Source organism: Rhodanobacter sp. Soil_C_14, assembly GCF_057657335.1.
Map to the genome: position 1 here is coordinate 913,373 of NZ_JBDGIQ010000001.1, position 25,836 is coordinate 939,208.

Annotated in this window: 20 protein-coding genes and 1 riboswitch; of the genes, 14 read left to right on the forward strand and 6 right to left on the reverse strand. The window is 67.9% G+C overall.

All coding sequences use genetic code 11. The features are described 5' to 3' along the window. Nucleotides 1-88 precede the first annotated feature (88 nt). On the forward strand, nucleotides 89-1,573 hold the full coding sequence (locus tag AC3A56_RS04290) for a leucyl aminopeptidase (RefSeq protein ID WP_487769439.1): 1,485 nt from the start codon (nucleotides 89-91) through the stop codon (nucleotides 1,571-1,573). A 92-nt stretch (nucleotides 1,574-1,665) separates the two neighbouring features. Further along, entirely contained in the window at nucleotides 1,666-2,085 is a 420-nt protein-coding gene (locus AC3A56_RS04295; RefSeq protein ID WP_056713677.1) for a DNA polymerase III subunit chi, read from the forward strand. Nucleotide 2,086: 1 nt separating this feature from the next. Here the strand turns inward: AC3A56_RS04295 and AC3A56_RS04300 are convergent, their stop codons facing one another. Together AC3A56_RS04300 and AC3A56_RS04305 are read right to left on the reverse strand one after the other, a co-directional pair. Continuing rightward, nucleotides 2,087-5,659 (reverse strand): hybrid sensor histidine kinase/response regulator, encoded by a 3,573-nt coding sequence (locus AC3A56_RS04300; protein ID WP_487769440.1) that lies wholly within the window; start codon nucleotides 5,657-5,659, stop codon nucleotides 2,087-2,089. Then, complete coding sequence (locus AC3A56_RS04305) at nucleotides 5,659-9,213, reverse strand: hybrid sensor histidine kinase/response regulator (RefSeq protein ID WP_487769441.1); 3,555 nt, start codon at nucleotides 9,211-9,213, stop codon at nucleotides 5,659-5,661. Before AC3A56_RS04305 ends, AC3A56_RS04300 begins: the two co-directional genes overlap by 1 nt. 172 nt (nucleotides 9,214-9,385) lie before the next feature. Here AC3A56_RS04305 and AC3A56_RS04310 point away from each other — a divergent pair, with 172 nt between their 5' ends. The 5 genes from AC3A56_RS04310 to AC3A56_RS04330 all read left to right on the forward strand — a co-directional run bounded on the left by AC3A56_RS04310 (nucleotide 9,386) and on the right by AC3A56_RS04330 (nucleotide 14,908). Further along, nucleotides 9,386-10,846: a GTPase gene (locus AC3A56_RS04310; RefSeq protein WP_487769442.1), complete on the forward strand. Its 1,461-nt coding sequence runs from the start codon at nucleotides 9,386-9,388 to the stop codon at nucleotides 10,844-10,846. A gap of 960 nt (nucleotides 10,847-11,806) precedes the next feature. Then, nucleotides 11,807-12,427 carry a YceI family protein gene (locus tag AC3A56_RS04315; protein ID WP_487769443.1) on the forward strand — a complete coding sequence of 207 codons (621 nt, stop codon included), beginning with the start codon at nucleotides 11,807-11,809 and terminating at the stop codon, nucleotides 12,425-12,427. Continuing rightward, complete coding sequence (locus AC3A56_RS04320; protein ID WP_487769444.1) at nucleotides 12,424-12,993, forward strand: cytochrome b; 570 nt, start codon at nucleotides 12,424-12,426, stop codon at nucleotides 12,991-12,993. Before AC3A56_RS04315 ends, AC3A56_RS04320 begins: the two co-directional genes overlap by 4 nt. Beyond that, nucleotides 12,990-13,535: a YceI family protein gene (locus tag AC3A56_RS04325; RefSeq protein ID WP_487769445.1), complete on the forward strand. Its 546-nt coding sequence runs from the start codon at nucleotides 12,990-12,992 to the stop codon at nucleotides 13,533-13,535. Before AC3A56_RS04320 ends, AC3A56_RS04325 begins: the two co-directional genes overlap by 4 nt. Before the next feature lie 8 nt (nucleotides 13,536-13,543). After that, complete coding sequence (locus AC3A56_RS04330; protein WP_487769446.1) at nucleotides 13,544-14,908, forward strand: DUF697 domain-containing protein; 1,365 nt, start codon at nucleotides 13,544-13,546, stop codon at nucleotides 14,906-14,908. Between the two features lie 38 nt (nucleotides 14,909-14,946). Here the strand turns inward: AC3A56_RS04330 and AC3A56_RS04335 are convergent, their stop codons facing one another. Further along, nucleotides 14,947-15,177 (reverse strand): glutaredoxin family protein, encoded by a 231-nt coding sequence (locus AC3A56_RS04335; protein WP_056713862.1) that lies wholly within the window; start codon nucleotides 15,175-15,177, stop codon nucleotides 14,947-14,949. A 66-nt stretch (nucleotides 15,178-15,243) separates the two neighbouring features. On the opposite strand from AC3A56_RS04335, the gene AC3A56_RS04340 reads away from it, so the two are divergent. The 4 genes from AC3A56_RS04340 (at nucleotide 15,244) to AC3A56_RS04355 (ending at nucleotide 20,088) form a co-directional block, all read left to right on the forward strand. Continuing rightward, the gene (locus AC3A56_RS04340; RefSeq protein ID WP_007807684.1) at nucleotides 15,244-16,626 is read left to right on the forward strand and encodes an L-serine ammonia-lyase; all 1,383 of its coding nucleotides are present in this window, start codon (nucleotides 15,244-15,246) and stop codon (nucleotides 16,624-16,626) included. A gap of 252 nt (nucleotides 16,627-16,878) precedes the next feature. Then, nucleotides 16,879-18,543 (forward strand): APC family permease, encoded by a 1,665-nt coding sequence (locus AC3A56_RS04345; protein ID WP_487769447.1) that lies wholly within the window; start codon nucleotides 16,879-16,881, stop codon nucleotides 18,541-18,543. Further along, nucleotides 18,476-19,327 carry a hypothetical protein gene (locus AC3A56_RS04350; protein WP_487769448.1) on the forward strand — a complete coding sequence of 284 codons (852 nt, stop codon included), beginning with the start codon at nucleotides 18,476-18,478 and terminating at the stop codon, nucleotides 19,325-19,327. The genes AC3A56_RS04345 and AC3A56_RS04350 overlap by 68 nt, the downstream gene beginning before the upstream one ends. 164 nt (nucleotides 19,328-19,491) lie before the next feature. Next, complete coding sequence (locus AC3A56_RS04355) at nucleotides 19,492-20,088, forward strand: YceI family protein (protein ID WP_487769449.1); 597 nt, start codon at nucleotides 19,492-19,494, stop codon at nucleotides 20,086-20,088. 27 nt (nucleotides 20,089-20,115) lie between these two features. Here the strand turns inward: AC3A56_RS04355 and AC3A56_RS04360 are convergent, their stop codons facing one another. From AC3A56_RS04360 to metX, 3 genes are all read right to left on the reverse strand, one after another. Further along, entirely contained in the window at nucleotides 20,116-21,252 is a 1,137-nt protein-coding gene (locus tag AC3A56_RS04360; RefSeq protein WP_487769450.1) for a homoserine dehydrogenase family protein, read from the reverse strand. After that, nucleotides 21,249-22,439 carry a cystathionine gamma-synthase gene (gene metB / locus AC3A56_RS04365; protein WP_487769451.1) on the reverse strand — a complete coding sequence of 397 codons (1,191 nt, stop codon included), beginning with the start codon at nucleotides 22,437-22,439 and terminating at the stop codon, nucleotides 21,249-21,251. Before metB ends, AC3A56_RS04360 begins: the two co-directional genes overlap by 4 nt. A gap of 85 nt (nucleotides 22,440-22,524) precedes the next feature. Next, nucleotides 22,525-23,565 carry a homoserine O-succinyltransferase MetX gene (gene metX / locus AC3A56_RS04370; RefSeq protein ID WP_487769452.1) on the reverse strand — a complete coding sequence of 347 codons (1,041 nt, stop codon included), beginning with the start codon at nucleotides 23,563-23,565 and terminating at the stop codon, nucleotides 22,525-22,527. 87 nt (nucleotides 23,566-23,652) lie between these two features. Further along, a riboswitch (SAM riboswitch) is annotated at nucleotides 23,653-23,768 on the reverse strand. 197 nt (nucleotides 23,769-23,965) lie between these two features. On the opposite strand from metX, the gene AC3A56_RS04375 reads away from it, so the two are divergent. The 3 genes from AC3A56_RS04375 (at nucleotide 23,966) to AC3A56_RS04385 (ending at nucleotide 25,817) form a co-directional block, all read left to right on the forward strand. Continuing rightward, the gene (locus AC3A56_RS04375; protein ID WP_487769453.1) at nucleotides 23,966-24,700 is read left to right on the forward strand and encodes a 2OG-Fe dioxygenase family protein; all 735 of its coding nucleotides are present in this window, start codon (nucleotides 23,966-23,968) and stop codon (nucleotides 24,698-24,700) included. 78 nt (nucleotides 24,701-24,778) lie between these two features. Beyond that, nucleotides 24,779-25,141 (forward strand): DUF1304 domain-containing protein, encoded by a 363-nt coding sequence (locus tag AC3A56_RS04380; RefSeq protein WP_487769454.1) that lies wholly within the window; start codon nucleotides 24,779-24,781, stop codon nucleotides 25,139-25,141. Between the two features lie 13 nt (nucleotides 25,142-25,154). Continuing rightward, on the forward strand, nucleotides 25,155-25,817 hold the full coding sequence (locus AC3A56_RS04385; RefSeq protein WP_487769455.1) for a M24 family metallopeptidase: 663 nt from the start codon (nucleotides 25,155-25,157) through the stop codon (nucleotides 25,815-25,817). Nucleotides 25,818-25,836: the final 19 nt, after the last annotated feature.

A 25,836-nucleotide genomic window follows, 5' to 3' on the forward strand; every position in this document is an offset into this window, starting at 1 on the left:
TGTCCGCTTGAACCGGCCCGGCAGCAGCGCCGGCAAACCGCAAGTCTAGCCTGTCCGGCCATTGCCGGGCTCATGCAGGAACCCTCCGATGACACTTCAGTTCAGCCTCGCCAGCATCGCCCCCGCCACCGTCGACAGTGCCTGCGTGATGGTCGGCGTGTACGAACAGGGCGTGCTGACCAGCGCGGCTGCCCAGCTGGACGACGCCAGCGGCGGCGCCATCAGGCGCCAGATCGAAAGCGGCGACATCAGCGGCAAGGCCGGCTCGACCACGATGTTGTTCGCGCCGGCCGGCATCGCCGCACGGCGCGTGCTGGTGGTGGGCCTGGGTGCGCAGAAGTCGTTCGACGCGGCGCGCTACCAGAAGGTGAACATCGAGGCTGCGCGCGCACTGGGTCGGCTGCCGGTGGCCGATGCCGTCTCCTGCCTCAGTGGTGTCGACGTGCCCGGCCGCGACAGCGCGTGGCGCGTGCGCATCGCGGCACTGGCCAGCGACTACGCGGCCTATCGCTACACCGCCACCTTCAAGCCCCGCGACCGGAGCAAGCAGGTCGAACTGGCCCGGCTGACCTTCGCCGGCGGCGACGAAGCCGCCAGCGGACTGGCGCAGGCCGTGGCGATCGCCGAGGGCGTGCGCTTCGCCCGCGAGCTGGCCAACCTGCCGCCGAACATCTGCAACCCGGCCCACATCGCGGCGCAGGCGCAGGCCTTCGCCGACGGCCACGACAAGGTCAGCTGCACCGTGCTCGACGAAGTGGCGATGGAGAAGCTGGGCTTCGGCTCGCTGCTCGCCGTGGGCCGCGGCTCGGTCAACAAGCCGCGCCTGATCGCGCTCGAGTACAAGGGCGGCAGCGACGGCGACAAGCCGTATGCGTTCGTCGGCAAGGGCGTCACCTTCGACTCCGGCGGCATCAGCCTGAAGCCCGGCGCCGGCATGGAGGAAATGAAATTCGACATGGGCGGCGCCGCCGGCGTGCTGGGCGCGTTCGTGGCCGCGGTGAAGATGGGCCTCAAGCTCAACCTGGTCTGCGTGGTGCCGGCCGTGGAAAACATGCCCGACGGCGACAGCTACCGCCCCAGCGACGTGCTGACCAGCCTGTCCGGCCTCACCATCGAAGTGCTCAATACCGACGCCGAAGGCCGGCTGATCCTGTGCGACGCGTTGACGTACACCGCGCAGACGTACCAGCCGCAGGCGCTGATCGATGCGGCCACGCTCACCGGCGCCTGCGTGATCGCGCTGGGCAAGCACGCCAGCGGCCTGATGAGCAAGCACGACGACCTCGCCGCCGAGCTGCTCGCCGCCGGCGAGGAAACGCTCGACCGCGCCTGGCGCCTGCCGCTGTGGGACGACTACCAGGCCCAGCTCGACTCCGGCTTCGCCGACGTCGCCAACATCGGCGGCAAGAGCGCCGGTGCGATCACCGCCGCCTGCTTCCTGTCGCGCTTCACCGACGGCCAGCGCTGGGCCCACCTGGACATTGCCGGCACCGCCTGGGACGAAGGCCGCAAGGGCCTGGCCACCGGCCGCCCGGTGGCGCTGCTGGCGCAGTGGCTGCTGGACAGGGAATAGGGAATCGAGAATAGGGAATCGGAAAAGCCAGGAACGCAGCGCGGCTTTTGCCTTTACTATTCCCGACTCCCCATTCCCGATTCCCGGCTTCCATGCGTGCCGACTTCTACCTGATCGACAAGCCGCGCTTCCGCGAACAGCCGCTGTTGCTGGCCTGCGAGCTGGCGAAGAAGGCGTTCGCGGCGCAGCAGCCCACGCTGATCCTCACCCGCGATTTCAGCGAGGCCGAGGAACTGGACGAGTTGCTGTGGGCATTCGACGACGACGCGATGATCCCGCACCAGCTGGCCGGCGATGACGACGACGAACACACCGCCGTGCTGATCGTGCCGCCGGGCGTGGACACGGCGGACCGCCCGCTGGTGATCAACCTGCGCGAGGCCTGCGCCCCCGGCAACTACCAGCGCGTGCTGGAAGTGGTGGCCGCCGACCCGGACGCGCGCGAGGGTTCGCGGGCGCGCTGGCGCGAATACCAGCGCCTCGGCTTCGAGGTGCGCAAGCACGACATGTAGTTCAGGCGGGCAATTCCTCGCTGGCCACGGTGCCCGGCACCACGCGCGCCAACGCCGTGATCAGCTGCTCGCCGCTGACCGGCTTGCGCAGGAACCCGTCCATGCCCGACTCGCGCGCCTTCGCCTCGTCGCCGTTGCCCGAACGGGCGGTGACCGCCAGCAGCGGCAGGTGCTGGCCCGCGTGCTCGCGCTGGCGGATCAGCCGGGCGATCTGGAAACCGTCCACGCCCGGCAGGTCCAGATCCAGCAACGCGGCGTCGAACGGCGCATGGGCCAGTTCGCCCAGCGCCGCCAGGCCGTTGCCGACGTGCTTGACCTTGTGGCCTTCGCGTTCCAGCAGGCCGCAGATCACCGTGGCCACGATCGGATCGTCCTCCACCAGCAGCAGGCGGTAGTGCCGGCCGCTGGCGAACTCGTCCACCGGCATCGCCACCGCCGGCTCGGCCAGCGGCATGTGCACATGGAAGGTGCTGCCGTGACCGAGCTGCGACTCCAGTTCGATCGAGCCGCCCATCATGTCGACCAGTTCGCGGCAGATCGCCAGGCCCAGCCCGCTGCCGACCCGGCGCTGCGGGCTGTCGGCCTGCTCGAAGCGCTGGAACAGCCGCGCCTGGCTGGCCTCGGAAATGCCCGGACCGGTGTCGCTGATGCTGCACAGCAGGCCGTCGGCGGATCGCCGCGCGCGCAGGATCACTTCGCCATGCTCGGTGAACTTCAGCGCATTGTTGGCCAGGTTCAGCAGCACCTGCTTGATGCGCAGCGCATCGCCCAGCCATTGCGCCGGCAGGTCGTCGGACATCTCCAGGACGAAGCGCAGGCCCTTCGCGTGGGCCAGGCCCTGCTCCAGCTGCGCCACTTCGGAAAGCAGCTGGCGCGGATCGAATGGCGAGGGTTCCAGTTCGAGCCGGCCGGCCTCGATGCGGGCCAGGTCCAGCGCATCGTTGAGCAGCTTCAGCAGCATGCCGCCGGAGCGCTGCATGGCCTGGGTGTAGTCGTGCTGCAGCGGGTTGAGCGGCGTGCTCAGCAGCAGTTCGGCCATGCCCATCACGCCGGTCATCGGCGTGCGGATCTCGTGACTCAGCGTGGCCAGGAACTGGCTCTTCGCCGCGCTGGCGGCTTCGGCCATCTGCCGCTGCTGTTCCACCATCGCCACGTGGTGCCGCCGCGCCAGCCGGCGCCGCCAGATCCACAGGCCGAACCAGATGCCCAGCAACGCGATCAGCACGTAACCCAGCCACGCCCACCAGCGCTGCCAGGGCGGTGCCTGTACCTGGATCTGCAGCGGATGAGCCAGGTGCACCCACTGGCCGTTGGCGCCGGCGGCCTGCACTTCCAGCGTGTAGTCGCCCGCGCCGAGCCCGGTGAACTCGCGCTCGCCGTGGTTGCCGTTGTCGATCCATGTGCTGTCGAAACCGCGCAGGCGGAACCGATAGTGGTTCGCCGCCGGATCGACGTAGGAGAAAAGCCGCGTCGCCACGTACAGGCCGCGATCCTTCCAGCCCAGGGTGATCGTCTGCTGCGGCGCCAGTGGCTGCAGCTTGCCGTCGCGACGCACGCTGACCTGAGTGACCGCCAGCGGTGACACGGTGGTGTCGTCACGGATGCGGTCGGGGTTGAAGCCGGCCACGCCGCCCAGCGTCGGCGCATACAGGTTGCCGTCGGGCATGACGGCGTAGCCGCGGGAGAATTCGCCGTTGGCCAGGCCGTTCTGCAGGCCGAATGAACGGAACTGGCCGGTGCGCGGATCGAACCGCCACAAGCCGTCGTGACCGAGCATCCAGATCCGCTGCATGACATCGATCTGCAAGTCGACCACGTTGATGGACGGCCAGCCCTGCGAGGCGTCGACGGTGCGATCGAGCACCAGTGCGTCGTCCCGGTAGTGATAGTGTTCGAGAGCTTCGGGGCGAACCATCCAGATGCCGCCGTCGTCGAAATCGAACGCGTTCACCGCCCGGTCGTTGGTGACCCCGGGGATCACCTCGAAGCGGTCGCGATCGGGGCTCATGCGCAACATGCCGCCATCGCTGGCGTACCAGAAGTAGCCGCCATGCAGGGTGAGCTGGCTGCCCCACAAGACGCGCTGGTTCGGCTGGTCCATCGCCACCCGGGTCACCGCCAGGGTGTCCTGATCGATGCGGAACAGACCTTCGCCGAACGTGCGCGCGTACATGCGCCCATCCGGGCCGGGCTCCACTTCCAGCGGATGCTTGAGCCAGTGGCCTTCCGGGTCGATGCGCTGCGGCGGCTGGCCCAGGGTGTCGCGGTAAAGTGCGCCACGCACCGCGATCCACAGGCGCTCCTGCGGGTCCTGGGTCATGCCCAGCACGTCGCCGCCAAGACCGGACAGCACATGCTCGACCTTGCCGGTGTGCGGATCGAGCTTGTCCACGCGGCCGGAGCGTTCGCCGACCCAGACACGACCATCGTGTCCGCGCGCCATCGCCGTGACGATCGAATCGCGCAGGCTGGTCGGGTCGTCCGGAATATGGGTGAAGCGGCTGGTGTCGTTCCAGCCGGGCGCGAGGTAGCCCACGCCGCCGTCCAGCATCGTCACCCACAGCCCGCCCTCGTGGTCGACCAGCATCGACCACACCCAGGTGCCGGGCAGATCGCCGTGCAGCACCGGCTGGTCGGTCACCGCCAGCATCGGCGCCGACGGCTGCATCTGCACGAACAGTCCGTGCTGGGTGCCGATCCACAGGCGCCCGCTGCGGTCACGGGCGCTGGCGAACACGTTGCCATCGGGTGCTCCGGCGCTGGCCAGCGGGCGCGCCACGTCGTCGCTGCCCACCAGCAGCAGGCCATGGGTGCTTTCGACGCGGATCTCGCCGGCGTCGCCATCGATATGCCAGGCATCGATCGGCAAGGCCGTGCCGGCCTGCGAAACCCGATGCATGCTGCCGGCGATGTCGCGACGGAACAGGCCACGGCTGCTGCCGATCCACAACTGCTGGCGGGCGTCGACGTAGAGCGCAGCGACCAGCCCGAACGCGGCCGGGTCGGTGCCCAGCAGGGGATTGGTCACGTGCTCGAAACCGCGATGATCCGGCCGCATGCGGTCCAGGCCCCGCACCGTGCCGATCCACAGGTTGCCGTCGGCGTCGGCAACCATCGACCAGACCTTGTCGCTGCTGAGGCTGGCGGGATCATGCGGATCGTTGCCCCAGTGCGTGAAGTGGCCGCTGGCGGCGTCGTAGCGGTTCAGCCCCGCCTCCAGACCGGCCGCCCACAGCGTGCCGTCGCGATCGAACAGCAGGCTGGCGATGCCGTTGTCATACAGCGAACCGGGGTCGTCGACGGCGTGCCGGAACACCTTGAAGTCGACGCCGTCGTAACGGGCGATGCCGCCCTTGGTGCCGAACCAGATCGCGCCGTCGCGATCCTGCACCACGGCGTACACGCTGCTGCTGGGCAGGCCGTCGGTAGTGGCGTAGCGGCGGAATTGCGGCGTAGGCAACAGTCCGTTCACCGGCAGGTTCGCCGCGGGCGCGACGGCCGCGGCGACCTCCGGCGTGCCGGGCACGGCCGCGCCCAGGGCCAGCGCCATGCCCAGCAAGGCGGCCGCCAGCATCAGTCCGTCTCCTGCGGAACGACGGGGGCGTTCGACGTCGATCCGATCACCCGCGCCAGCGCCTGGCTCAACTGCTCGCCGGTCAGCGGCTTGTGCAGGAAACCGTCCATGCCCGCGTCGCGGGCCATCGCCTCGTCCTTGTTGCCCGAGCGCGCGGTGACCGCAATGATCGGCAGGTGCTGTTGCCGGTGTTCGCGCTGGCGGATCAACCGGGCGATCTGGAAACCGTCCACGCCCGGCAGGTCCAGATCCAGCAACACGGCATCGAAGCTGGACTGGGCCAGCTCTGCCAGCGCGGCCAGGCCGTTCACCACGTGCACCACCGCGTGCCGTTCGCGTTCCAGCAGGCCGCGGATCACCGCCGCCACGATGGTGTCGTCCTCCACCAGCAGCAGGCGGTAGCAGCGGTCGGAAGACGGTACCGCCGTGGGCAGCGGCGCCGGCGGCTCGGCCAGCGGCAGCCGCACGCGGAACGTGCTGCCGTGGGCGAGCCGCGATTCCAGTTCGATGCTGCCGCCCATCATGTCCACCAGCTCGCGACAGATCGCCAGGCCCAGACCGCTGCCCGCCCGGCGCTGCGGACCCTCGACCTGCTCGAAGCGCTGGAACAGGCGCGCTTGGCTCGCCTCGGGAATGCCCGGGCCGGTGTCGATGATGCTGAATTGCAGGCCACCATCGATCCGTTGCGCACGCAGGGTGACGCTGCCCTGCTCGGTGAATTTCAGCGCGTTGTTGGCCAGGTTCAGCAGCACCTGCTTGATCCGCAGCGCATCGCCGAGCAACTGCGGCGGCAGGTCGGCGGCGGCGTCCAGCACGAAGCGCAGGCCCCGCGCATGCGCCAGCCCCTGCTCCAGTTGCGCCACCTCTTCCAGCAGCTGCCGCGGTTCGAACGCCACCGGCTCCAGCTCCAGCCGGCCGGCCTCGATGCGGGCCAGGTCCAGCGCGTCGTTGAGCAGCTTCAGCAGCATCGTGCCGGAGCGCTGCATGGCTTGGGTGTAGTCGTGCTGCAGCGGGTTGAGCGGCGTGCTCAGCAGCAGTTCGGCCATGCCCATCACGCCGGTCATCGGCGTGCGGATCTCGTGGCTCAGCGTAGCCAGGAACTGGGTCTTCGCCGCGCTGGCCGCCTCGGCCATCTGCCGCTGCTGGTCGACCAATTGCATGTGATGACGCTGCGCCAGGCGCCGGCGCCAACCGCGCAGGATCACGCCGACCAGGACCGCCAGCAGCAACAGGTAGGCCAGCCACGCCCACCAGCGCTGCCACGGCGGCGCTTCGACGTGGATGCGCAGCGGCTGCTGCAGGTCGGCCCAGCGCCCATTGGCGCCGGCGGCCTGCACTTCCAGCGTGTAGTCGCCCGCGCCCAGACCGGCGAACTCGCGCTCGCCGTGGTTGCCGGTGTCGACCCAGTTGCGGTCGAACCCCCGCAAGCGGAAACGATAGCGATTGGCACCCGGGTCCACGTACGAACTGGAGCGCGCCTCGAAGCGCAGCTCGCGGTCGCTCCAGGCAAGCTGGATCGGCGCCGCCTGGATCGGCAGCTCATGGATCGCGCCGTCGCGGCGCACGCTGGCCGCGGTGATCACCACGCCCGCCGGGCCGGCGATGGCAGGCACGCGGTCCGGCTGGAAACCGAACACGCCACCCAGGCTGGCCACGTAGATGGTGCCGTCGGGCATCATCGCCGGCGAGTCGCCGCGCACCTCGCCATTGACCAGGCCATTGCGCAGGCCGAAGGATTTCAGCTCGCCGCTGGCCGGGTCGAACCGCCACAGGCCGTTCTTGCAGAACAGCCAGAAACGTCCTTCGTGGTCGACGTGCAGGGCGATCAGCACCATCGACGGCCAGCTCGGCGGAATCGGCACCAGCTGTTCGCGCACCACCTTGTCGCCGTCCAGCCGGTAGCGCTCGAACATCTTGTTGCGCGCTGCCCAGAACCCGTCGGCGGTGACCTCGAGCGCGTAGACATAGCCTTCGTCCGACAGGCCGGCGACCGGTTCGAGCTTGCCGGCAGCCGCCTGCCAGCGCAGCAGCGTGCCCTTGTCGACGTACCAGCCCAGGCTGTTCCAGTGGGTCAGCCGGTTGCCGACGAAGCCGGTTTCGTCGGCGGGCGCCACCGGCTGCGGATCGACCGCCATGGTGTCCGGATCGATGCGGAACAGGCCATCCCGATTGGACACCAGGTACATCCGCTGATCCGGCCCCACGGCCACGCGACGCGGATGGGTGGCGCCCGCGGCAGCCACATCCACCTGCTGCAACTTGCCGCCGGCATAGCGATAGACGCCGCCTTCGCTGACGATCCACAGCCGCTGGCGCGCGTCCTCCACCATGTCCAGCACGTTGCCCTGCAAGCCCGAGACCACGTGCCGCACGTCGCCGGTGACCGGGTCGAGCTGGTCGACCAGTTCGTGTCCGCCCACCCACAACCAGCCATCCGTGCCAGCCAGCACCGACGACGCCATGTTGTCGCGCAGGCTGTGCGGATCATCCGGCACGTGGGTGAAGCGGGTGAACTGGTTCCAGCCCGGCGCCAGGTAGGCAATGCCGCCATCGCCCATCACGAACCACAGCCCGCCTTCGCTGTCGCACAGTGACTGCCACACCTGCTGCGCCGGCAGGCTGCCCAGCAGCAAGGGCTGGCCGGCAATGGCGTGGATCTGCGCCCGGCCGTCGTCCAGATAGAGCCCGCTGCGCGTGCTGATCCACAGGTTGCCCGCCTGGTCCAGCGTGCTGCTGTACACGTCGGTGGCGGGAACCTGCGTGGGCTGGTACAGCATCGCCGCGCCGCTGGCATCCATTCGCAGCAGGCCGCCACGCACGGCGATGCGTACGTCGTCGCCATCGGCCTGGATGCGCCAGATCTTGAGATTCTGCAGGTGCGGATCGATCGTCACCTGGCGCACGCGGCCATCCGCCCCGCGCACGAACAGGCCCTGGCTGGAACCGATCCACAAGCTTCCGTCCGGCCGCGCCAGCAGGGCGCGCACGGCACCGAATCCTGTGGCGGGGTCCTTCTCCAGCGGATTGCCGACATGCTCGAAATGCCGGCCATCGGGAAGCATCCGGTCCAGTCCGGCATCGGTGGCCACCCACAGCGTGCCGTCCACGGTCTGCGTCGTCGACCAGACGTTGTCGCTGGCCAGGCTGCGCGGGTCGGCCGGATCGTGCCGCCAATGCGCAAAGTCGGCGGTGTCGCGCCGGTAGCGGTTCAGTCCCGAACCGAAGCCGCCCACCCACAGCTCACCGGCGCGGTCGACGAACAGGCTGTACACCGTACCTTCGGGCAGCGAGGCCGGATCATCCGAGTGGTGGCCGAACACGCGGAAGTCCACGCCGTCGAAACGCACCAGGTCGACGCCGACGCCAAACCACATCGCGCCCTGGTGATCCTGCGCCACCGCATACACCGTGCTGCCCGGCAGTCCATCGGAGGTCTGATAGCGGCGGAACTGCGGCGTCGGCAGCGGATCGGACGAGCGCGCCCCCGCGCCCGCCGACGGGGCGACCGCGGCTGCCGCCAGCCCGGACAGCAACCAGGCGAGCGCCAACGCCATCCTGGCCAACCATCTCGTTCCGCTCCCCATAATTCCCCTTGGCGAAGTCGCACGGCAACATGCCGGCGCCATCAACGACCCGATCGCCCCGTCCGATAGTGCCAAAACCGGGCTGCCAGCGCGAGCCGAAGCTCCCGCCGGCGCGCGAACGCAAGCTGGCTAGAATGTCCCCATGTCACGACGCCTGCGATTGCTGTTCACCGCCCTGAGCCTGGCCGCACTGCTGTGGCTGCTGTTCGCCGCCGCCGAACGTGCGCTGGCGCTGGCCCAGCGTTTCCTCGAACTGCCCACCTGGCTGCAATGGACCCTGGGCGGCGTGCTGCTGGTGTTCGCCGCCGCGGGCCTCAGCGTGCTGTGGTGGCTGCTGCGTCCCCGGCGCAAGCGGCGACCGCTGCCGATACCCGATCGCGGCAGCCTGGAACAGCGCATCGGCCAGTTGCGCGAGCACGGCGCGGATACCGGCGCGCTGGCGTCCGAACTGGGCGAACTCGATCGCCGCCGCGCCAGCGCCCGCGTCTACGTGGCGCTGTTCGGCGAAATCTCCACCGGCAAATCCAGCCTGATCCGCGCGCTGGCCCCGCAGGCGCAGGTCGCCAGCGACGCGCGCGGCGGCACCACCCGCGCCGTGGGCCACTACGACGGCACGCTCGCCGACGGTCGCAGCCTGGTGCTGGCCGACGTGCCGGGCAGCCGCGAAAGCGGCGGCGAGACGCACGAAACGCTGGCCCGCGAAGAGGCGCTGCGGGCGCACGCGGTGATCTACCTGTGCGCCGGCGATCTCAACCGGGGCCAGGCCGACGAACTGCGCTGGCTCGCCGATTTCGGCAAGCCCCTGCTGCTGGTATTGAACAAGGCCGACCAGTGGAGCGACGCCGAGCAGGAGACGTTGCTGGAGCGCCTGCGCCGGCATGCGCGCGGCATCGCCGGTGCGGTGCTGGCGATCAGCGCCGGCGGCAGCGAGCGCTACCAGCGCCAGCTGGCCGATGGCAGCACCGAGTCGGTGGAACGCCAGCGCAAGCCGGCGATCGAACCGCTGCTGCAGGCACTGGCCCGGCTCACCGCACCGGGTGCCGAGGGCCTGGAAGACCTGCGCGAGAACGCCGTACTGGCCGGCCTGCACCAGCGCACCGGCATGCTCGAAGCACAGACCCGGGCCGAAGCCGCCGAGCGCATCGTGCGCAAGTACGCGCGCCGCGCCATCGTCGGCGCGCTGGCCGCGGTGGCGCCGGGCAGCGACCTGGTGATCCAGGGCGTGCTGGCCACCGGCCTCACCCGCGCGCTGGCCGAACTCTACGGCGTGAAAGTCAGCGAGGTGCAGATCGAGGATTTCGTGCAGCAGGCGAAGCTCACCCTGCGCAGCGGCAGCTCGATCGTGCTGGCCGTGGCCGGCAACGCGCTGAAGGCGTTCCCCGGCCTGGGCACGCTGGGCGGTGGCGTGCTGCACGCGTTCGCCTACGCGCTGATCTTCGACTCGATGGGCCGCGCGCTGGCGGCCTCGCTGGCTGAGCGGCACAGCCTGGACCAGGACGATGCGGGCGCCCGCCTCAAGGAACTGCTCGCCGACGCCGGCGGCAACCGCCTGCGCCAGCTGGCCGCGTTGACGATGGAAGCGGTACACGAGCGCGCGGATTGAGGTGCCGCGCACGGTGTGTGCTGCAGTTGAACCCCCCATGACTTGAAAGAGAAGCTCAAGTGCAGAGCGGTCGATCGCCTTCGGCGACCGAGTCACTTTTCTCTTGCGTGGCCAAGAGAAAAGTAACCAAAAGAGAAGGCCACCCCGCTTGGCGCTTGTTGGGCATCCTGCCCAACAAGTCCGTGAGCCGGGGCCGGGCTTTTCGAACGGGCATCCTGCCCGTGCGAAAAGGCGTTGCCATCCGTGGCAACGCCCGCTGCGCGGCCTGTCGACCCCGCCTCACCGCCGCACAAGGGACCCCGGTAAAGCAGCGGGCCATCGTGGCCCGCACTCGGTGATGAAGCTGAAATGCAAAGGCAAAAACCAGAGCAAAAGCTCCGGGTTGCCGCCGCTCTGCTCTTGATCCGGCTCTTCTGAAGAGTGCGGGCCACGATGGCCCGCTGCTCTACCGGGGCCCCTCTGCAGCGGCGAGGCGGGGGCGACAGGCCGCGTAGCGGGAGCCGACAGGGATGTCGGCTCCTTTTCGCCAGGGCAGGATGCCCTGTCGAAAAGCCCGGCCCCGACTCGCGAACCTTGCGGACAGGCGACGGCATGGATGCCGGAGTTGAGGCAACGCAGGAGCGGTTGCCCGATGTCCGCAAGGCGCGGAAGCGGGGTGGCCTTTCTCTTGGGTTACTTTCTCTTTGGCCACTCAAAGAGAAAGTGACTCGCCCTCCGCAGGAGGACGAAAGCTTTGCTCTGATGCACAAGGGCAGGCAAAAGCATCAAACGCAATTCCCACCTTCTCCGGAATGACGAACGCGCGGGGCGCCGTTACAAGGGTGTCAGCAGGCATGCCCCCGTTCCAACCGGAGCCGGGCGCAGGAAACGCCCCCACCCGCCCCCGTACGATCACCAGAGAAACCCACCGTTCACCCCCTGATGCTGGCAGCCGCGCCGCCGATCGGCCAGACTTCGCCCATGTCCTGCTTGCGCCCAACCCGCTGGCTGTGGTGCCTCGCGGCAATCCTGTTGCCGCTGGCGACGGCGCGTGCCGCGGAAAATACCTGGCGCTACGACACCGTGCACAGCCAGGTTGTCTTCAGCATCAGCCACAACGGTTATTCGCGGCCGTTCGGACGGCTGCATATCGCGCGCGGCTGGCTGCGCTTCGATCCGAAGGACTGGAGCAGCGCCGCGACCGAGCTGGATATCGACCTGGCCGGTGTCGACATGGGCGATGCCGACTGGAACAAGGCCGTGTGCAAGTCGTCCCTGCTGGATTGCGCGGGCCACCGCCAGGCGCATTTCGTCAGCACCGGTGTCGAGCGCAAGGATGAGCGGCACGGTGTGCTGCATGGCCAGTTGACCCTGCACGGCGTCACCCGGCCGCTGGACCTGGCGTTCACCTTCAACCGGGCGGCCAGGACGATTTACGAAACCCATGAAGTCATCGGCTTCTCGGCCACCGCGATGCTCGACCGCAACGACTACGGCATCACCGCCAACCCCAACTCGATCGGCGCCCAGGTCAGCGTGTGGCTGGAGCTGGAGGCCGTCCGCGACGGCCACGCCATGCCATCCAACAAGGAGAATCCATGAGCCTGCGCAGCAACGAACGCCAATGGGGTTCGGTGGCGAAGTTCTTCCACTGGACCATCGCGCTGGCGATCCTCGGCAACGGCGTATTCGGCCTGCTGATGGACCTGGCCGGTTCGCCGATGCAGAAGATCAACTGGCTGGCCCTGCACAAGTCGATCGGCCTGACCGTGCTGGCGCTGGTGCTGCTGCGCGTGCTCTGGCGCTGGCGCGACGGTCGCCCGCTGGAAGAGGCGGCGCCGCGCTGGCAGCAATGGAGCGCGCGCATCGTGCACGCCCTGTTGTACCTGCTGATCGTGGCGATTCCGCTCAGCGGCTGGTGGTTCAACTCGGTCACTGGCAAGCCGCTGCAATGGTTCAAGCAGTTCAACCTGCCCGCGCTGGCGGCGAAGAACGACGAGCTGCGCCACTTCGCGCACGGCGTGCACGAGTACCTGTTCTGGTTCCTCATCCTGCTGCTGGTGGCCCACGTCGGCGCCGCGCTGAAGCATCATGTGTTCGACCATGACAACGTGCTGCGCCGGATGCTGCCATTTGGCCGTCCGACTTCCGAAGGAGACCGCTCATGAAACGACTCGCCATCCTGCTCGCCCTCGGCCTGCCCCTTGCTGCCGCGGCCACCGACTACACGGTGCAACCGGCATCCAGCACGCTAGGTTTCAGCAACACCTTCCAGGGCGAATCGTTCGACGGCAAGTTCGGACGGTGGACCGCCGCAATCAGCTACGACGCCGTGAACCTCGCCAGCTCGAAGTTCGACGTCGAGGTGGACCTGGCCAGCGCGAAGACCGGCGACAGCGATCGCGACAGCGCGCTGCCCGGCTCGGATTTCTTCGACGTGGCGAAATTCCCCAAGGCACACTTCGTCACCACCGGCTTCCGCCAGGTCGGCGGCAAGGTGATCGCCGACGGCACGCTCACCCTGCACGGCATCAGCAAGCCGGTGAGCCTGGACGTGACGTTCAAGCCGCAGGCCGGCGGCGCCACGCTGGACGTGGCCGGCACGGTGAAGCGGCTGGACTTCGGCGTGGGCACCGGCGACTACGCCGACACCTCGGTGATCGGCGGCGACGTGAAGGTCACCGCGCATCTGCAGCTGGCGGCGAAGTAAGCCGCCCGATGCCGAACGACAGCCTGTGGCGGCGCCTGCGCGGATGGGTCGGCAGCGGCCGTGCCGAACGGGCCACCACGCCGCCCGCGCGCGCGAACGCGGGCTCCGCCCAGGTGGCCGACAGCCTGCGCGCCCTGCTGGATGACCCGGGCATTCCGGCGTCGGTACGCAGCGAACTGGCCACGGATTTCAGCCGCATCGAACAGATGCTGGACAAGCTCCAGCGTGGCGAACTGCACGTTGCCGTGTTCGGCCGCGTCTCCGCGGGCAAGTCGGCGCTGGGCAATGCGCTGCTCGGCCGCGAGGCGTTCACTGTGGGCGTCCTGCACGGCACCACCACCGATGCCGAGCACGCCATGCTCGATGAGGCCCAGCACGACGGCCTGGTGCTGATCGACACGCCCGGCATCAACGAACTCGACGGCGAGGCCCGCGAAAAACTCGCGTTCGAGGTGGCCGAGGTCAGCGACCTGGTGATCTTCGTCTGCGACGGCGACCTTACCCGCGAAGAACTCGATGCGCTGAAAAATCTCGCCGCGACCCAGCGCCCGCTGCTGCTCGCACTGAACAAGGCCGACCGCTACGGCCGCGACGAACTGGACGGCCTGCTCGAACACCTGCGCCTGCGCGTGGCCGGGCTGGTGCGCGCCGAAGACGTGCTGGCGGTGGCGGCCCACCCGGCCCCGCAACGCGTGGTCGAAGTCGACGCCCGCGGCCACGAACAGCAGCGCGAACAGGCGCGCACGCCGGACGTCGCCGCGCTGCGCGAGCGCCTGCTGGCGATCGCCGCCCGTGAAGGCAAGGCGCTGTCGGCGATCAACGCCGGCTTGTACGCCGGCCGGCTCACCGACCAGGTCAGCGCGCGCATCGCCGAAACCCGCAAGGCGGTGGCGGCCAAACTGATCCATCACTACTGCATCGCCAAGGGCGTCGCGGTGGCGCTGAACCCGATCCCGGTCGCGGACCTGCTGGCCGCCGCCGGGCTGGATGCGGCGATGGTGGTGCAACTGTCGCGCGTCTACGGCCTGCCGCTGACCCGAGCCGAATCCGGCCGGCTGGTCGCGGTGATTTCCGCCCAGCTGGCCGCCTTGATGGGCGCGATCTGGGGCATGCAACTGGTCGCCTCGGCCTTGAAAGGCGTCAGCGCCGGATTGTCCGTCGTGGTCACCGCCGCGGCGCAGGGCGCGCTGGGCTGGTACGCCACCGTGCTGATCGGCCGCGCCGCGGAGCGCTATCTGGTCGGCGGAAAATCCTGGGGCGAAGCGGGCGCCAAGCGCGCCGTCGCCGACATCGTGGCCAGCCTCGATCGTGATTCGATTTTGCGCGAGGCGCGCGAGGAAATCCTGAAGCGCTTGAAAAGCCGGCGCGGGTAGCCGCTTTTTTCCTCCCCCTGCTGCGCAGGGGAGGGAGCTCACTTCGCGAGGAACGTGCGCACCGCGGCCGCATCGAACGGCCAGTCCAGCTCGCGCCCGTCGCGCGTATCGCGCAGCACCGGCACGCGGGTGCCATAGCGCTGCTCCAGTTCGGCCGAATCGTCCACCCATTCGCTGTCGAACTCCGGCGCGCGCGCCTCGGCCATCACCGCCAGGGCGAGATCGCACAAGTGACAGTAGTCGCGCTGGTACAGGATCAGGTCGGACATGCGGCTGCGAATGGCGGGGGACGCCGCGTAGAATAACCGGTCAACCCACACCCAAGCAGCGCACTCATGGCCGTCAGCGTATTCGACTTGTTCAAGATCGGCATCGGACCCTCCTCCTCGCATACCGTGGGCCCGATGCGCGCCGCCGCGCGTTTTGCCGAGCGCTGGCTGGACGAGAAGGGCGTACTCGACCGCGTGACCCGGGTACGCGCCGAACTGTACGGCTCGCTGGCGATGACCGGCCGCGGCCACGGCACCGACAAGGCGGTGCTGCTGGGCTTCGAGGGCCAGCATCCGGACACCGTCGACGCCGACCAGATCCCCGCGGCGCTGGAGCGCATCCGCGGCACCGGTCGCATCCGCCTGCTCGGCAGCCACGAGATCGCGTTCGACGAGAAATCCGACCTGGTTTTCAACAAGCGCCAGAAGCTGCCGTTCCACACCAACGGCATGCGCTTCTCCGCCTACGACGCCGACGGCAACGAACTGGCCAGCCGCGACTATTACTCCGTCGGCGGCGGCTTCGTGGTCAATACCGATGAGGCCGCCGAAGACCGTATCGTGGCGGACACCACCGCCCAGCCCTACCCGTTCACCAGCGGCGACGAAATGCTGGCGCTGTGCAAGCAGCACAAGCTGACCATCGCCCAGCTGATGATGGCGAACGAGAGCGTGTGGCGCCCGGAGGCAGAAACCCGCGCCGGCCTGCTGACCATCTGGCAGGCGATGAAGGACTGCGTCGAACGCGGCCTGCGTTCGCCCGGCACCCTGCCCGGCGGCCTGAAAGTGACACGACGCGCACCGGCGATGCTGGAAGACCTGCGCAACCAGCCCGAGGCCGCGCTGAAAGATCCGCTGACCATCCTCGACTGGGTCAATCTCTATGCGCTCGCCGTCAACGAGGAAAACGCCGCCGGTGGCCGCGTGGTCACCGCGCCCACCAACGGCGCCGCCGGCATCATCCCCGCCGTCGGTCATTACTACCTGCGCTTCTGTCCCAAGGCCGACGACGAAGGCATCATCGAATACCTGCTCACCGCCGCCGCCATCGGCATCCTGTACAAGGAAAACGCCTCGATCTCCGGCGCCGAAGTCGGCTGCCAGGGCGAAGTCGGCGTGGCCTGCTCGATGGCCGCCGGTGGCCTCACCGCCGCGCTGGGCGGCAACGTGATGCAGGTGGAGAACGCCGCCGAAATCGGCATGGAACACAACCTCGGCCTCACCTGCGACCCTATCGGTGGCCTGGTGCAGATCCCCTGTATCGAACGCAACGCGATGGGCTCGGTGAAAGCGATCAACGCCAGCCGCATGGCGCTGAAGAGCGACGGCAAGCATCGCGTCTCGCTGGACAAGGTGATCAAGACCATGCGCGATACGGGTCGCGACATGAAGGACAAGTACAAGGAAACCTCGCGGGGCGGATTGGCGGTCAACGTCATCGAGTGCTGAGGCTGCGTCGCGGAATTTCCGCCGACAAAAGCGAAGGGCTTTCGAGTGCCGCAGGCGCACGAAAGCTTCGGCCCTCGATCATTGCGATAACAACCGACGCGCAGCGGCTCAAGAAGCCGGATCAAGAGCCATCCTTTCCCCCAGGAAGGAGAGCAAAACGGGCTCCATGACCACCGACAGGTGACATCCGCCGCCCGATTCTGCAACCATCGACCCCTTTACGGCGTGCTCGGCGCCGCTACGGGAACCTCCATGACACAAGAACGCGCGATTCGCCGCGACGTCGGCCCGTTCGCCCTGATGCTTACCGGCCTGGGCTCCATCATCGGTTCGGGCTGGTTGTTCGGCGCCTGGCGTGCCGCGCAGATCGCCGGTCCCGGTGCGATCTGGGCCTGGGTGCTGGGCGCGGCGATCATCATGACGATTGCGCTGACCTATGCCGAGCTGGGCGCGATGTTCCCCGAGTCCGGCGGCATGGTGCGTTACGGGCATTACTCGCACGGCTCGCTGGTCGGCTTCATCGCGGCGTGGGCGAACTGGATCGCGATCGTCTCGGTGATCTCGGTGGAGGCCGAAGCGTCGGCGCAGTACATGTCGTCGTGGAAGTGGGATTGGGCGAAGGACCTGTATCACTCGGTGCCCGGCGGCCACGGCGAGTTGAGCACCAATGGCCTGCTGATTGCGGCAGCGCTGGTGGTGATGTATTTCCTGTTCAACTTCTGGAGCGTGAAGCTGTTCGCGCGCTCGAATACGGCGATCACGCTGTTCAAGCTGGTCATCCCCGCGCTCACCGCGGTGCTGCTGATCATGACCGGCTTTCACCCGGAGAACTTCAGCGTCGGCATCCACGGCGAACTGCACAAGACCGACTTCCCGTCGATCCTTACCGCGGTGGCGATCGCCGGTATCGTGTTCAGCTTCAACGGTTTCCAGAGCCCGGTGAACCTCGCCGGCGAAGCGCGCAACCCGGGGCGCAGCATTCCGTTCGCGATCGTCTGCTCGATCGCGCTGGCCACCGTGGTCTACGTGCTGCTGCAGGTTTCGTTCATCGGCGCGGTGCCGCGCGAGATGCTGGCCAACGTGGGCTGGCACGGCATCGACTTCTCGTCGCCGTTCGCGGATCTGGCGATCATCCTGGGCCTGCAGTGGCTGGCGACCCTGCTGTTCATCGATGCGGTGATCAGCCCCAGCGGCACCGGCATGACCTATACCGCCACCACCGCGCGCATGCTCTACGGCATGGAGCGCAACGGCACGCTGCCGAAGATCCTGGGCCGGGTGCATCCGAAATGGGGCGTGCCGCGTCCGGCGATGTGGGTGAACCTGGCGGTGTCGTTCCTGTTCCTGTTCTTCTTCCGCGGCTGGGGTTCGCTGGCGGCGGTGATCTCGGTGGCCACGATCATCTCCTACCTCACCGGTCCGGTCAGCGTGATGACGCTGCGCCGCACCGCGCCGGAACTGCACCGTCCGTTCCGGCTGGCCGGCCTGCCGATCCTGGCCGGCATCGCCTTCATCATGTCGACCGAGCTGCTGTACTGGGCGAAGTGGCCGCTGACCGGCGAGATCATCCTGCTGATGGTGGTCGCGCTGCCGGTGTACTTCTACTACCAGGCCAAGGCCGGCTGGCACGACTTCGGGCGCCAGATGAAGGGCGCCTGGTGGCTGGTCTGCTACCTGCCCGCGCTGGCCGTGGTGTCGTGGGCCGGCAGCACCACCTTCGGCGGCAAGGGTTACCTGCCGTATGGCTGGGACCTGCTGCTGGTCGCGGTGATCGGCCTGGCGTTCTACCTGTGGGGCGTGAAGTCCGGCTGGCGCACGCCGTCGGTGGAAGCGGCGCGGATGGAAGCGCATGACGATCCGGATGCGCCGCTGGTGCCGCCGGACGAGGAAACCGCCGAGCGGGTCACCGGGCACTGACGAACGACGCCTTTCAAAAAAAATTCCAGACCCAATGAAAATATTCTCGCGCGATGCCCCATCTAACGCACAACGCGTGCGCGAAAGACTAGAATTTATCGAGATGATTACTGGCTTGTCGGGGCAATTTTCACGTCCCTGGGGAGGACTGAGAAAAATAGATCCGAAACAACTTCTTGATCCATGGCTACACTTTGACGCGCTTCGCATCCATCTACTTCTTACATGTTTCGATTTGCTCGGCCAGCCTGAAGAATATCAAGATTTTCAGTCTTGGCTTAGGGACAAGTCTAAGGCTGATGAATGTTCCGCGGCTATCGGCGACATGAAAAATGATAAAAATTGCGTCGAAACCGCCAAAGAAATACATCAAAAGTATCTAGAAATTTACGGGACAAAATCATCTTTCTTTAGATTCATAAATTCGATCATGACGGATGAAGAAAGAAGAAATTTATTTCACAGCATACGTGTTACGAGGATCGACACACAAAATAATGTCAGAATTCGCACCATAGAAGACCCTAAGAAAAAATGCATGATCCTTTACGACATAAGAAACGCCTATACACATAGTGGTTTAAGTATCGGAAATTTCATCATCGCTCCCGGCTTTTCAGAATGGGACACAAGTGATGGAACCCCAAAAAAGGGATGGCGAATCGCCTTTTTTTATGAACGCGGAAATAATGAGATAGAGCAAGTTGGGCTGAGAGATTGGCCCGATGTATTAATAAGAGCAGTCAAATCCACGCTCAATGCGCTAGATGCGCCACATGGCTAACCTCAACTCAATAGCCCTATCCCCGTTTTTGCCATCTGACGCACGGCACCTGCCGTGCGTTTTCGTTTGCACAAGCGCATCGTGTCGAAAACGCCGCGCTCCGTTCGTCGCCCACACAAGCATCCACTTTCGGCTGCATGCCACCACAGCAAACGGAGTCGCCCATGTCATCCCGCATTCGCACCCTGATCAACGCCACGGGCCTGGTCGCCCTGCTCTCGCTTGCCACCGGCGCCAGCGCCGCCACGGTCAAGTACAACATCGATCCCGATCACACCTATCCCAGTTTCGAGGCCGACCACATGGGCGGGCTGTCGGTGTGGCGCGGCAAGTTCAATCACAGCAGCGGCACGGTGATGCTGGACAAGGCCGCCGGTACCGGCACGGTGGACGTCACCGTCGACATGAAGAGCGCCGATTTCGGCCAGGACCAGCTCAACGCAGGCACCCAGGGCGGGGAACTGTTCGACACGGCGAAGTACCCGCAGGCGCACTACACCGGCAAGCTGGTCGATTTCGTCAACGGCGCGCCGACCCGGGTCACCGGCCAGCTGACCCTGCACGGCGTCACCCATCCGCTGGTCCTGAAGATCAACAGCTTCAAGTGCATGCCGCATCCGATGCTGAAGCGCGAAGTCTGTGGTGCCGATGCACTGGCCACGTTCAAGCGCGATGCTTACGGCATGGACGCGGGCAAAGCCTACGGCTTCCGCATGGACGTGACGCTGCGCATCCAGGTCGAGGCGATCGCGGCCAAATGACTGGCGGAAGCTGGCGCCGAAGCGGACTCACGCCAGCGCCAGCACATCCCCCAGCAAGGCCTGCGCGGTCACCTCGGGCCCCGCACCCGGCCCCTGGATCACCAGCGGCTGGGCGTGGTAACGGGTCGTGGTGAGCGCGAACTGGTTGTCGGTGCCATAAAGCCGCGCCGCGGGATGGGTATGCGCCACCTCGGCCAGTCCGACGCGGGCGTGACCTCGCTGGTTGAGACGGGCGAGGAAACGCAGCACGCCGCCACGTGATTTCGCTTCGGCGTGCCGCCTTGCCAGTGGTTCGTCCAGCTCTTCCAGACGCGCGAGGAAGGATGCGGTATCCAGCGCACGCAGCGACTCGGGTACCAGGCCCTGCACGTCGACCTCGTCGGTGCCGAGCGAGAAGCCGGCGTTGCGGGCGATGATCAGCAGCTTGCGCGCCACGTCCTCGCCGGACAGGTCCGAACGCGGATCGGGTTCGGTGTAACCGAGCTGACGCGCTTCGCGCAGCAGCGCGGAGAACGGACGGCTGCCGTCGTACTGGTTGAACAACCACGACAGCGAGCCGGAGAAGACGCCTTCCAGGGTGAGCAGGCTGTCGCCGCACGTGCGCAGACGACGCAGCGTGGACAGCACCGGCAGGCCGGCCCCGACCGTGGCCGAATCGCCGTAACAGCCGCCGTTCGCGGTCGCTGCCTGCAGTGCGCGCCAGCCGGGCAATTCACCGCCGGCCAGCGCCTTGTTCGCGGTGACCACGTGATAGCCGCGGCCGAGCCACTCGGCATGCCGCGCGGCCAGCGATGCGCTGGCGGTCGCGTCGATGATCACCTTGATCGCCGCGTCGCTGGCATCCAGCGCGGAGAGCAGGCCGGTGTTGTCGCGCGGATCGCCGTGGCTGTTCAACCGTTCGCGCAGGCCGCGATGGGCCAGCTGCAGCGGATCGGTCTGCTGGCGCCGCGAATTGGCCGCGCCGACGAGCCGCAGTGAAGCCGCGGCCGTGGTGTTGAGCAGCTTCAGCAGCGCGCCGCCGACCACGCCGGTGCCGAGCAGCACGATCGCGATGGCCGGTGCCGCGGTTTTTGCGGGAGCGGTTTCAGCCGTGATGGATCGCGGCGTGGCAATCGCGGCTGAAGCCGCTCCCACAATAGCTGCCGGGTCGAGCACCGCGTTCATGCCAGCACCCGGCGTTTGGACGTCTGCACGGCCGCGGCGCGGGCCAGCGCCGCGTCGAGATCGCGCAACAGGTCGTCGCCGTCCTCGATGCCGACCGACAGCCGCAGCAGGCTGTCGGCGATGCCGGCGGTGCGCCGCGCCTCGGGCGCCATCGACGCGTGCGTCATCGTGGCCGGATGCGCGATCAGGCTTTCCACGCCGCCCAGCGATTCGGCCAGCGAGAAATATTCGAGTCCGTCGACGAACGCCTCGATCCGGCTCACCTCGCCTGCCAACTCGAAGCTGAGCATGGCGCCAAAGCCCTGCTGCTGACGCGCCGCCAGCACGTGCTCGGCGTGGCTGGCGAGGCCGGGGTAATACACCGTACGGACGGCTGGATGGCCATTCAGATGCTCGGCGATGCGCGCCGCGTTCTCCTGGTGCTGGCGCAGGCGCACGCCGAGCGTGCGCAGACCGCGCAGGGTCAGGTAGCTGTCGAACGGCGCACCGGTGACGCCGTTGCAATTGCCCCACCATTTCAGCTGGTCGAACACCGCCGCGTCGCGCGCCACCACCGCGCCACCGACCACGTCGCTGTGGCCGTTGATGTACTTGGTGGTGGAGTGCACCACCACGTCCGCACCCAGCGTCAGTGGCTGCTGCAGCGCCGGCGACAGGAACGTGTTGTCGACCACCAGCAGCGCACCGGCCGCATGCGCGGCCTGCGCCACATGGCGGATGTCGGTGATCCGCAGCAGCGGGTTGGACGGCGTCTCCACCCACACCAGCGCCGGTTTGTGCGCCAGGCCGGCGGCCAGCGACACGGGATCGGTGAGATCGGCGAACTCGACCGTGAAGCGGCCCTTCTTCGCCCACGCATCGAGCAGCCGCCAGGTGCCGCCGTAGCAGTCGTGCGCCGCCAGCACGGTGGCGCCGGCCGGCACCAGCTCCAGCGCCAGCGCCACCGCCGACATGCCGCTGGAAGTCACCACCGCGCCGGCGCCCTGCTCCAGTTCCGCCAGCGCATTGCCGAGCAGGTCGCGGGTCGGGTTGCCGCTGCGCGAGTAATCGTAGGCACGCTTGCGACCAAAGCCATCGAAGCTGTAGTTGGTCGACAGGTGCAGCGGCGGCACCACCGCGCCGTGCTGGGTGTCGCTCTCGATGCCGGCGCGCACGGCGCGGGTACAGGGGGCGGTGGTATCGCTCATGACAATCTCCGGATCGTGTGCATGGTGTTCTTGTTGCAGGGCGGGCGATGCCCATCGGCGCGTTGAGGAGCGAGCAATGCCCGCCCTACAGGGCCAGCGCTTCGCGCAGCAGGGGGGCGAGTTGTTCGGGTTCTTTCAGGAAGGCGTCGTGGCCGTACGGCGACTCGACCACTTCCAGCGTGGCCGGCCCGCGCAGGCGACGCTGCAGTTCGCACAGGTCGGCCAGCGGCACCAGCCGGTCGGAGGGGAAGCCGATCAGCGTGGTCGGCGTGGGCACCTGCTCGGGCGCCACGTCGTGCAGGTCGATCGACTCGGACAGGGCGAGGAAACGGTCGGCGTCGAAGCGCTCGACGAAGCGGCGGCCCTGGTGCTCCAGGTAGTCCTCGACCGGGAAGTGGAAGCGATCGTCGCGGAATGCCGGGGCACCCGCGAAGCGGCGGCCGAATTCGGCGCTGCCGCGGTAGGTGGTGATCGCCAGCTGCCGCGACAGCGCCAGCGCCTCATCGACGTGGCCGCTGGCCTGGCCCAGCCGCACGATGCCGCGTTGCACGCTGCGCTGGGCGGTGCTGAGCGGATGGGCGCGATGGGCGCCGGCCAGCAGCACCAGCCGTTCCAGCTGGCGCGGATGGCGGGCAGCGAAAGCCAGCCCCACCATCGCGCCATAGGACGAGCCGACGAAAGCGTGCACCTGGGTCAGGCCCAGCTCGCGCAGCAGCGCGGCCAGCGCGTCGGCCTGGTCTTCGCTGGAGATGGACGCGGTGCCCAGTTGCGCCGGGGTCAGCCAGTCGATCGCCAGCACCCGGCAGCGGGTCAGGTCGATCGCCGCTCCGTCGCCGACCAGCTCCTGCCACCAGCCCGGGGCCGCCGCACTGGCCGGGCCGCTGACGTCGCGATCGGCCGAGATGCCGCCCTGCACGATCACCGTGGGCGCGCCTGCCGCGCCATGCCACGCATAGCTCACCTCGACCGCGCGCGCGCCGGCGCCGTACTTGGGGCTGAGCTGCAGCCGGCGCGTGCCGCGCTGGGCGGTGAGGCGGGCGCGCGGCTCGATGGAAGACGGGGACGCGCTGTCGGCGGCGCCGCTACAGCGCGTCTCGATACAGCGGGCTTCGGGCAGGAAGGTCATCTCGCGCTCTCCGGTCGGCATCGCCCTGCGAGCTACCGGAAAGGTCGTCATCCATGGCACGACGGCAGCACGCCGCGAACCGGATCACGCCCATCTACCGGTGGATGCCGAAGCATCCCCGCAGGAGTTGGCACCGTGGCGGAAACGTTCCGCAGGTTGCCCCGGCTTCAAAGGGCCTGTCCCTCAGCCGGTCTCGATGAGTGAGGCGGATCTTGAGGCCTTGCCGATCAACTGTCAATAGACGTCTAAACATCTAGACGTATATATGGATACACCTCGCAAAAGACCAAAAAGCGCCTTTCGACCCGGCATCCGGCCCGCTGAACCGCCTCGCAACCGCGGCCACCCCGGGCGGTGCAAGGCCGTCGCCGCGCCTTCCGCGTCCTGCTAACGTATGCCGATGACTCCCCACCCCGACACGTCCGCCCTGCATGCCCGGCTGCAGCGCGACGGTTTTGCCTTCGTCACCGCCGACATCATGCGCGACCTGCTGCCCGCCTCGGCGCTGACCGACTGGCCCGCCTTCGTCACCAGCTGGAACGACCTGGCGCCGGACGGCTACCTGGCCGCCAGCGGTCGCCATCGCCGGCGCCGGCATGCCACCTTCTCCGCCGACGCCGGATACGGCGTGCGCGCCGAAGCGCACCAGCCGCACTACCAGAGCCTCCACTACAACCCGCTGCAGGGCGACATCCTGCGCTGGTTCGAGCCGGTGCTGCCGGCGATCGCCGACGGCGCCAGCCTGCGCCGGATCCTCGCGTTCTGCCACGAGCGCTTCGGCGCGCTGGCGCCGCAGGTGCGCCACTGGCATGTCGAGGTGCACCAGTTCCGCATCGAGGCCCGCGCGGACGAGGCCGGCGAGCCCACCCCCGAAGGCGTGCACCGCGACGGCGTCGACTACGTGCTGGTGCTGCTGATCGACCGCGAGAACATCGAGCGCGGCACCACCACCATCCACGCGGCCGATCGCCGCGAAGTCGGCCAGTTCACCCTGACCCACCCGCTGGATGCCGCCCTGGTCGACGACCACCGCGTCTTCCACGGCGTGACCGCGGTGACCCCGCTCGATCCCGCGCAAGCGGCACATCGCGACGTGCTGGTGGTGACCTTCCGGCGCGACGCCGCACCGAGCTGAGAGGTCGTGATTGCGGGCGACCGGCTCGACTGCAACACTGCGGACCAGCCACTCCTCTCGCCAGCCAGGGAACCCGCCATGTCCGTTGCCGCCAACATCGTGATCGCGCTGATTGCGCTGCTGCACCTGTGGTTCCTGGTGCTGGAGATGTTCCTGTGGACGCGGCCGTCCGGGCGCCGCGCATTCGGCATCACGGCGGAGTTCGCCGAACAGTCGAAGGCGCTGGCAGCGAACCAGGGGCTCTACAACGGCTTCCTCGCTGCCGGACTGGTGTGGGGACTGTTGCTGGGCAACGGCGGCGCCGGCTTCAGCGTGAAGCTGTTCTTCCTCGTCTGCGTGCTGATCGCCGGCATCTACGGCGGACTGACCGCGGCGCGGAAGATCCTGTGGTTCCAGGCGCTGCCCGCGCTGGTCGCGCTGGTGTTGATCCACCTGGCCTGATGGTCCGTCACCCATGACTTCACTCCCCCGCGAAGCGGTCGGCCAGCGCTACGACCCGGCATTGATGCAGCGCGCCCGCGAGCGCAGCTGGGACGCCCTGCACGGCATCCGCCAGCGCATGCGACCGGGCATCAGCGAGGAAGAGGCCAAGGCCGAGGCGATGGAGGTGTTCCGCGAACTGGGCTGCGAGCGGCTGTGGCATCCGGTGCTGGTACGCATCGGCGCGAATACCACCAAGGCCTACCGACAAGCCTCCGATCCGGACGTGCGGCTGGGCGAAAACGACAGCTATTTCATCGACCTGGGCCTGGTCTTCGACGGCCACGAAGGCGACGTCGGCGACACCTTCGTGATCGGGGATGCCCCGCAACAGCAGGCCTGCGCCGAGGCGGCGCGCGCGCTGTTCCACGAGGTAGCCGGCGCCTGGCGTGGCCAGGGGCTGAGCGGCCAGGCGCTGTATGCGTTCGCCGAGGCGCGCGCCGCCGCGATGGGCTGGCGCTTCAACCAGGCCACCAAGGGCCACCGGGTGGGCGACTTCCCGCACGCGATCCACAAGGGCGGCAACCTGGCCGACCTGGGCGCGCCGCCGTCACGCGACCTGTGGATACTGGAGATCCAGATCGCGCACCCCACCGAACCGTTCGGCGCGTTCTACGAGGACCTGCTGTCCGGCTGACGGCGTGGCCGTCGCACCG

Coding starts and splice junctions, on each gene's coding strand:
- AC3A56_RS04345 (WP_487769447.1), top strand. CDS start 16,879: ATGACACAAGAACGCGCGATTCGCCGCGACGTCGGCCCGTTCGCCCTG.
- AC3A56_RS04310 (WP_487769442.1), top strand. CDS start 9,386: ATGTCACGACGCCTGCGATTGCTGTTCACCGCCCTGAGCCTGGCCGCA.
- AC3A56_RS04335 (WP_056713862.1), bottom strand. CDS start 15,177: ATGTCCGACCTGATCCTGTACCAGCGCGACTACTGTCACTTGTGCGAT.
- metX (WP_487769452.1), bottom strand. CDS start 23,565: ATGACCTTCCTGCCCGAAGCCCGCTGTATCGAGACGCGCTGTAGCGGC.
- AC3A56_RS04330 (WP_487769446.1), top strand. CDS start 13,544: ATGCCGAACGACAGCCTGTGGCGGCGCCTGCGCGGATGGGTCGGCAGC.
- AC3A56_RS04315 (WP_487769443.1), top strand. CDS start 11,807: ATGTCCTGCTTGCGCCCAACCCGCTGGCTGTGGTGCCTCGCGGCAATC.
- AC3A56_RS04325 (WP_487769445.1), top strand. CDS start 12,990: ATGAAACGACTCGCCATCCTGCTCGCCCTCGGCCTGCCCCTTGCTGCC.
- AC3A56_RS04360 (WP_487769450.1), bottom strand. CDS start 21,252: ATGAACGCGGTGCTCGACCCGGCAGCTATTGTGGGAGCGGCTTCAGCC.
- AC3A56_RS04350 (WP_487769448.1), top strand. CDS start 18,476: ATGACGATCCGGATGCGCCGCTGGTGCCGCCGGACGAGGAAACCGCCG.
- AC3A56_RS04290 (WP_487769439.1), top strand. CDS start 89: ATGACACTTCAGTTCAGCCTCGCCAGCATCGCCCCCGCCACCGTCGAC.
- AC3A56_RS04340 (WP_007807684.1), top strand. CDS start 15,244: ATGGCCGTCAGCGTATTCGACTTGTTCAAGATCGGCATCGGACCCTCC.
- AC3A56_RS04305 (WP_487769441.1), bottom strand. CDS start 9,213: ATGGCGTTGGCGCTCGCCTGGTTGCTGTCCGGGCTGGCGGCAGCCGCG.
- AC3A56_RS04385 (WP_487769455.1), top strand. CDS start 25,155: ATGACTTCACTCCCCCGCGAAGCGGTCGGCCAGCGCTACGACCCGGCA.
- metB (WP_487769451.1), bottom strand. CDS start 22,439: ATGAGCGATACCACCGCCCCCTGTACCCGCGCCGTGCGCGCCGGCATC.
- AC3A56_RS04320 (WP_487769444.1), top strand. CDS start 12,424: ATGAGCCTGCGCAGCAACGAACGCCAATGGGGTTCGGTGGCGAAGTTC.
- AC3A56_RS04355 (WP_487769449.1), top strand. CDS start 19,492: ATGTCATCCCGCATTCGCACCCTGATCAACGCCACGGGCCTGGTCGCC.
- AC3A56_RS04380 (WP_487769454.1), top strand. CDS start 24,779: ATGTCCGTTGCCGCCAACATCGTGATCGCGCTGATTGCGCTGCTGCAC.
- AC3A56_RS04375 (WP_487769453.1), top strand. CDS start 23,966: ATGACTCCCCACCCCGACACGTCCGCCCTGCATGCCCGGCTGCAGCGC.
- AC3A56_RS04300 (WP_487769440.1), bottom strand. CDS start 5,659: ATGCTGGCGGCCGCCTTGCTGGGCATGGCGCTGGCCCTGGGCGCGGCC.
- AC3A56_RS04295 (WP_056713677.1), top strand. CDS start 1,666: ATGCGTGCCGACTTCTACCTGATCGACAAGCCGCGCTTCCGCGAACAG.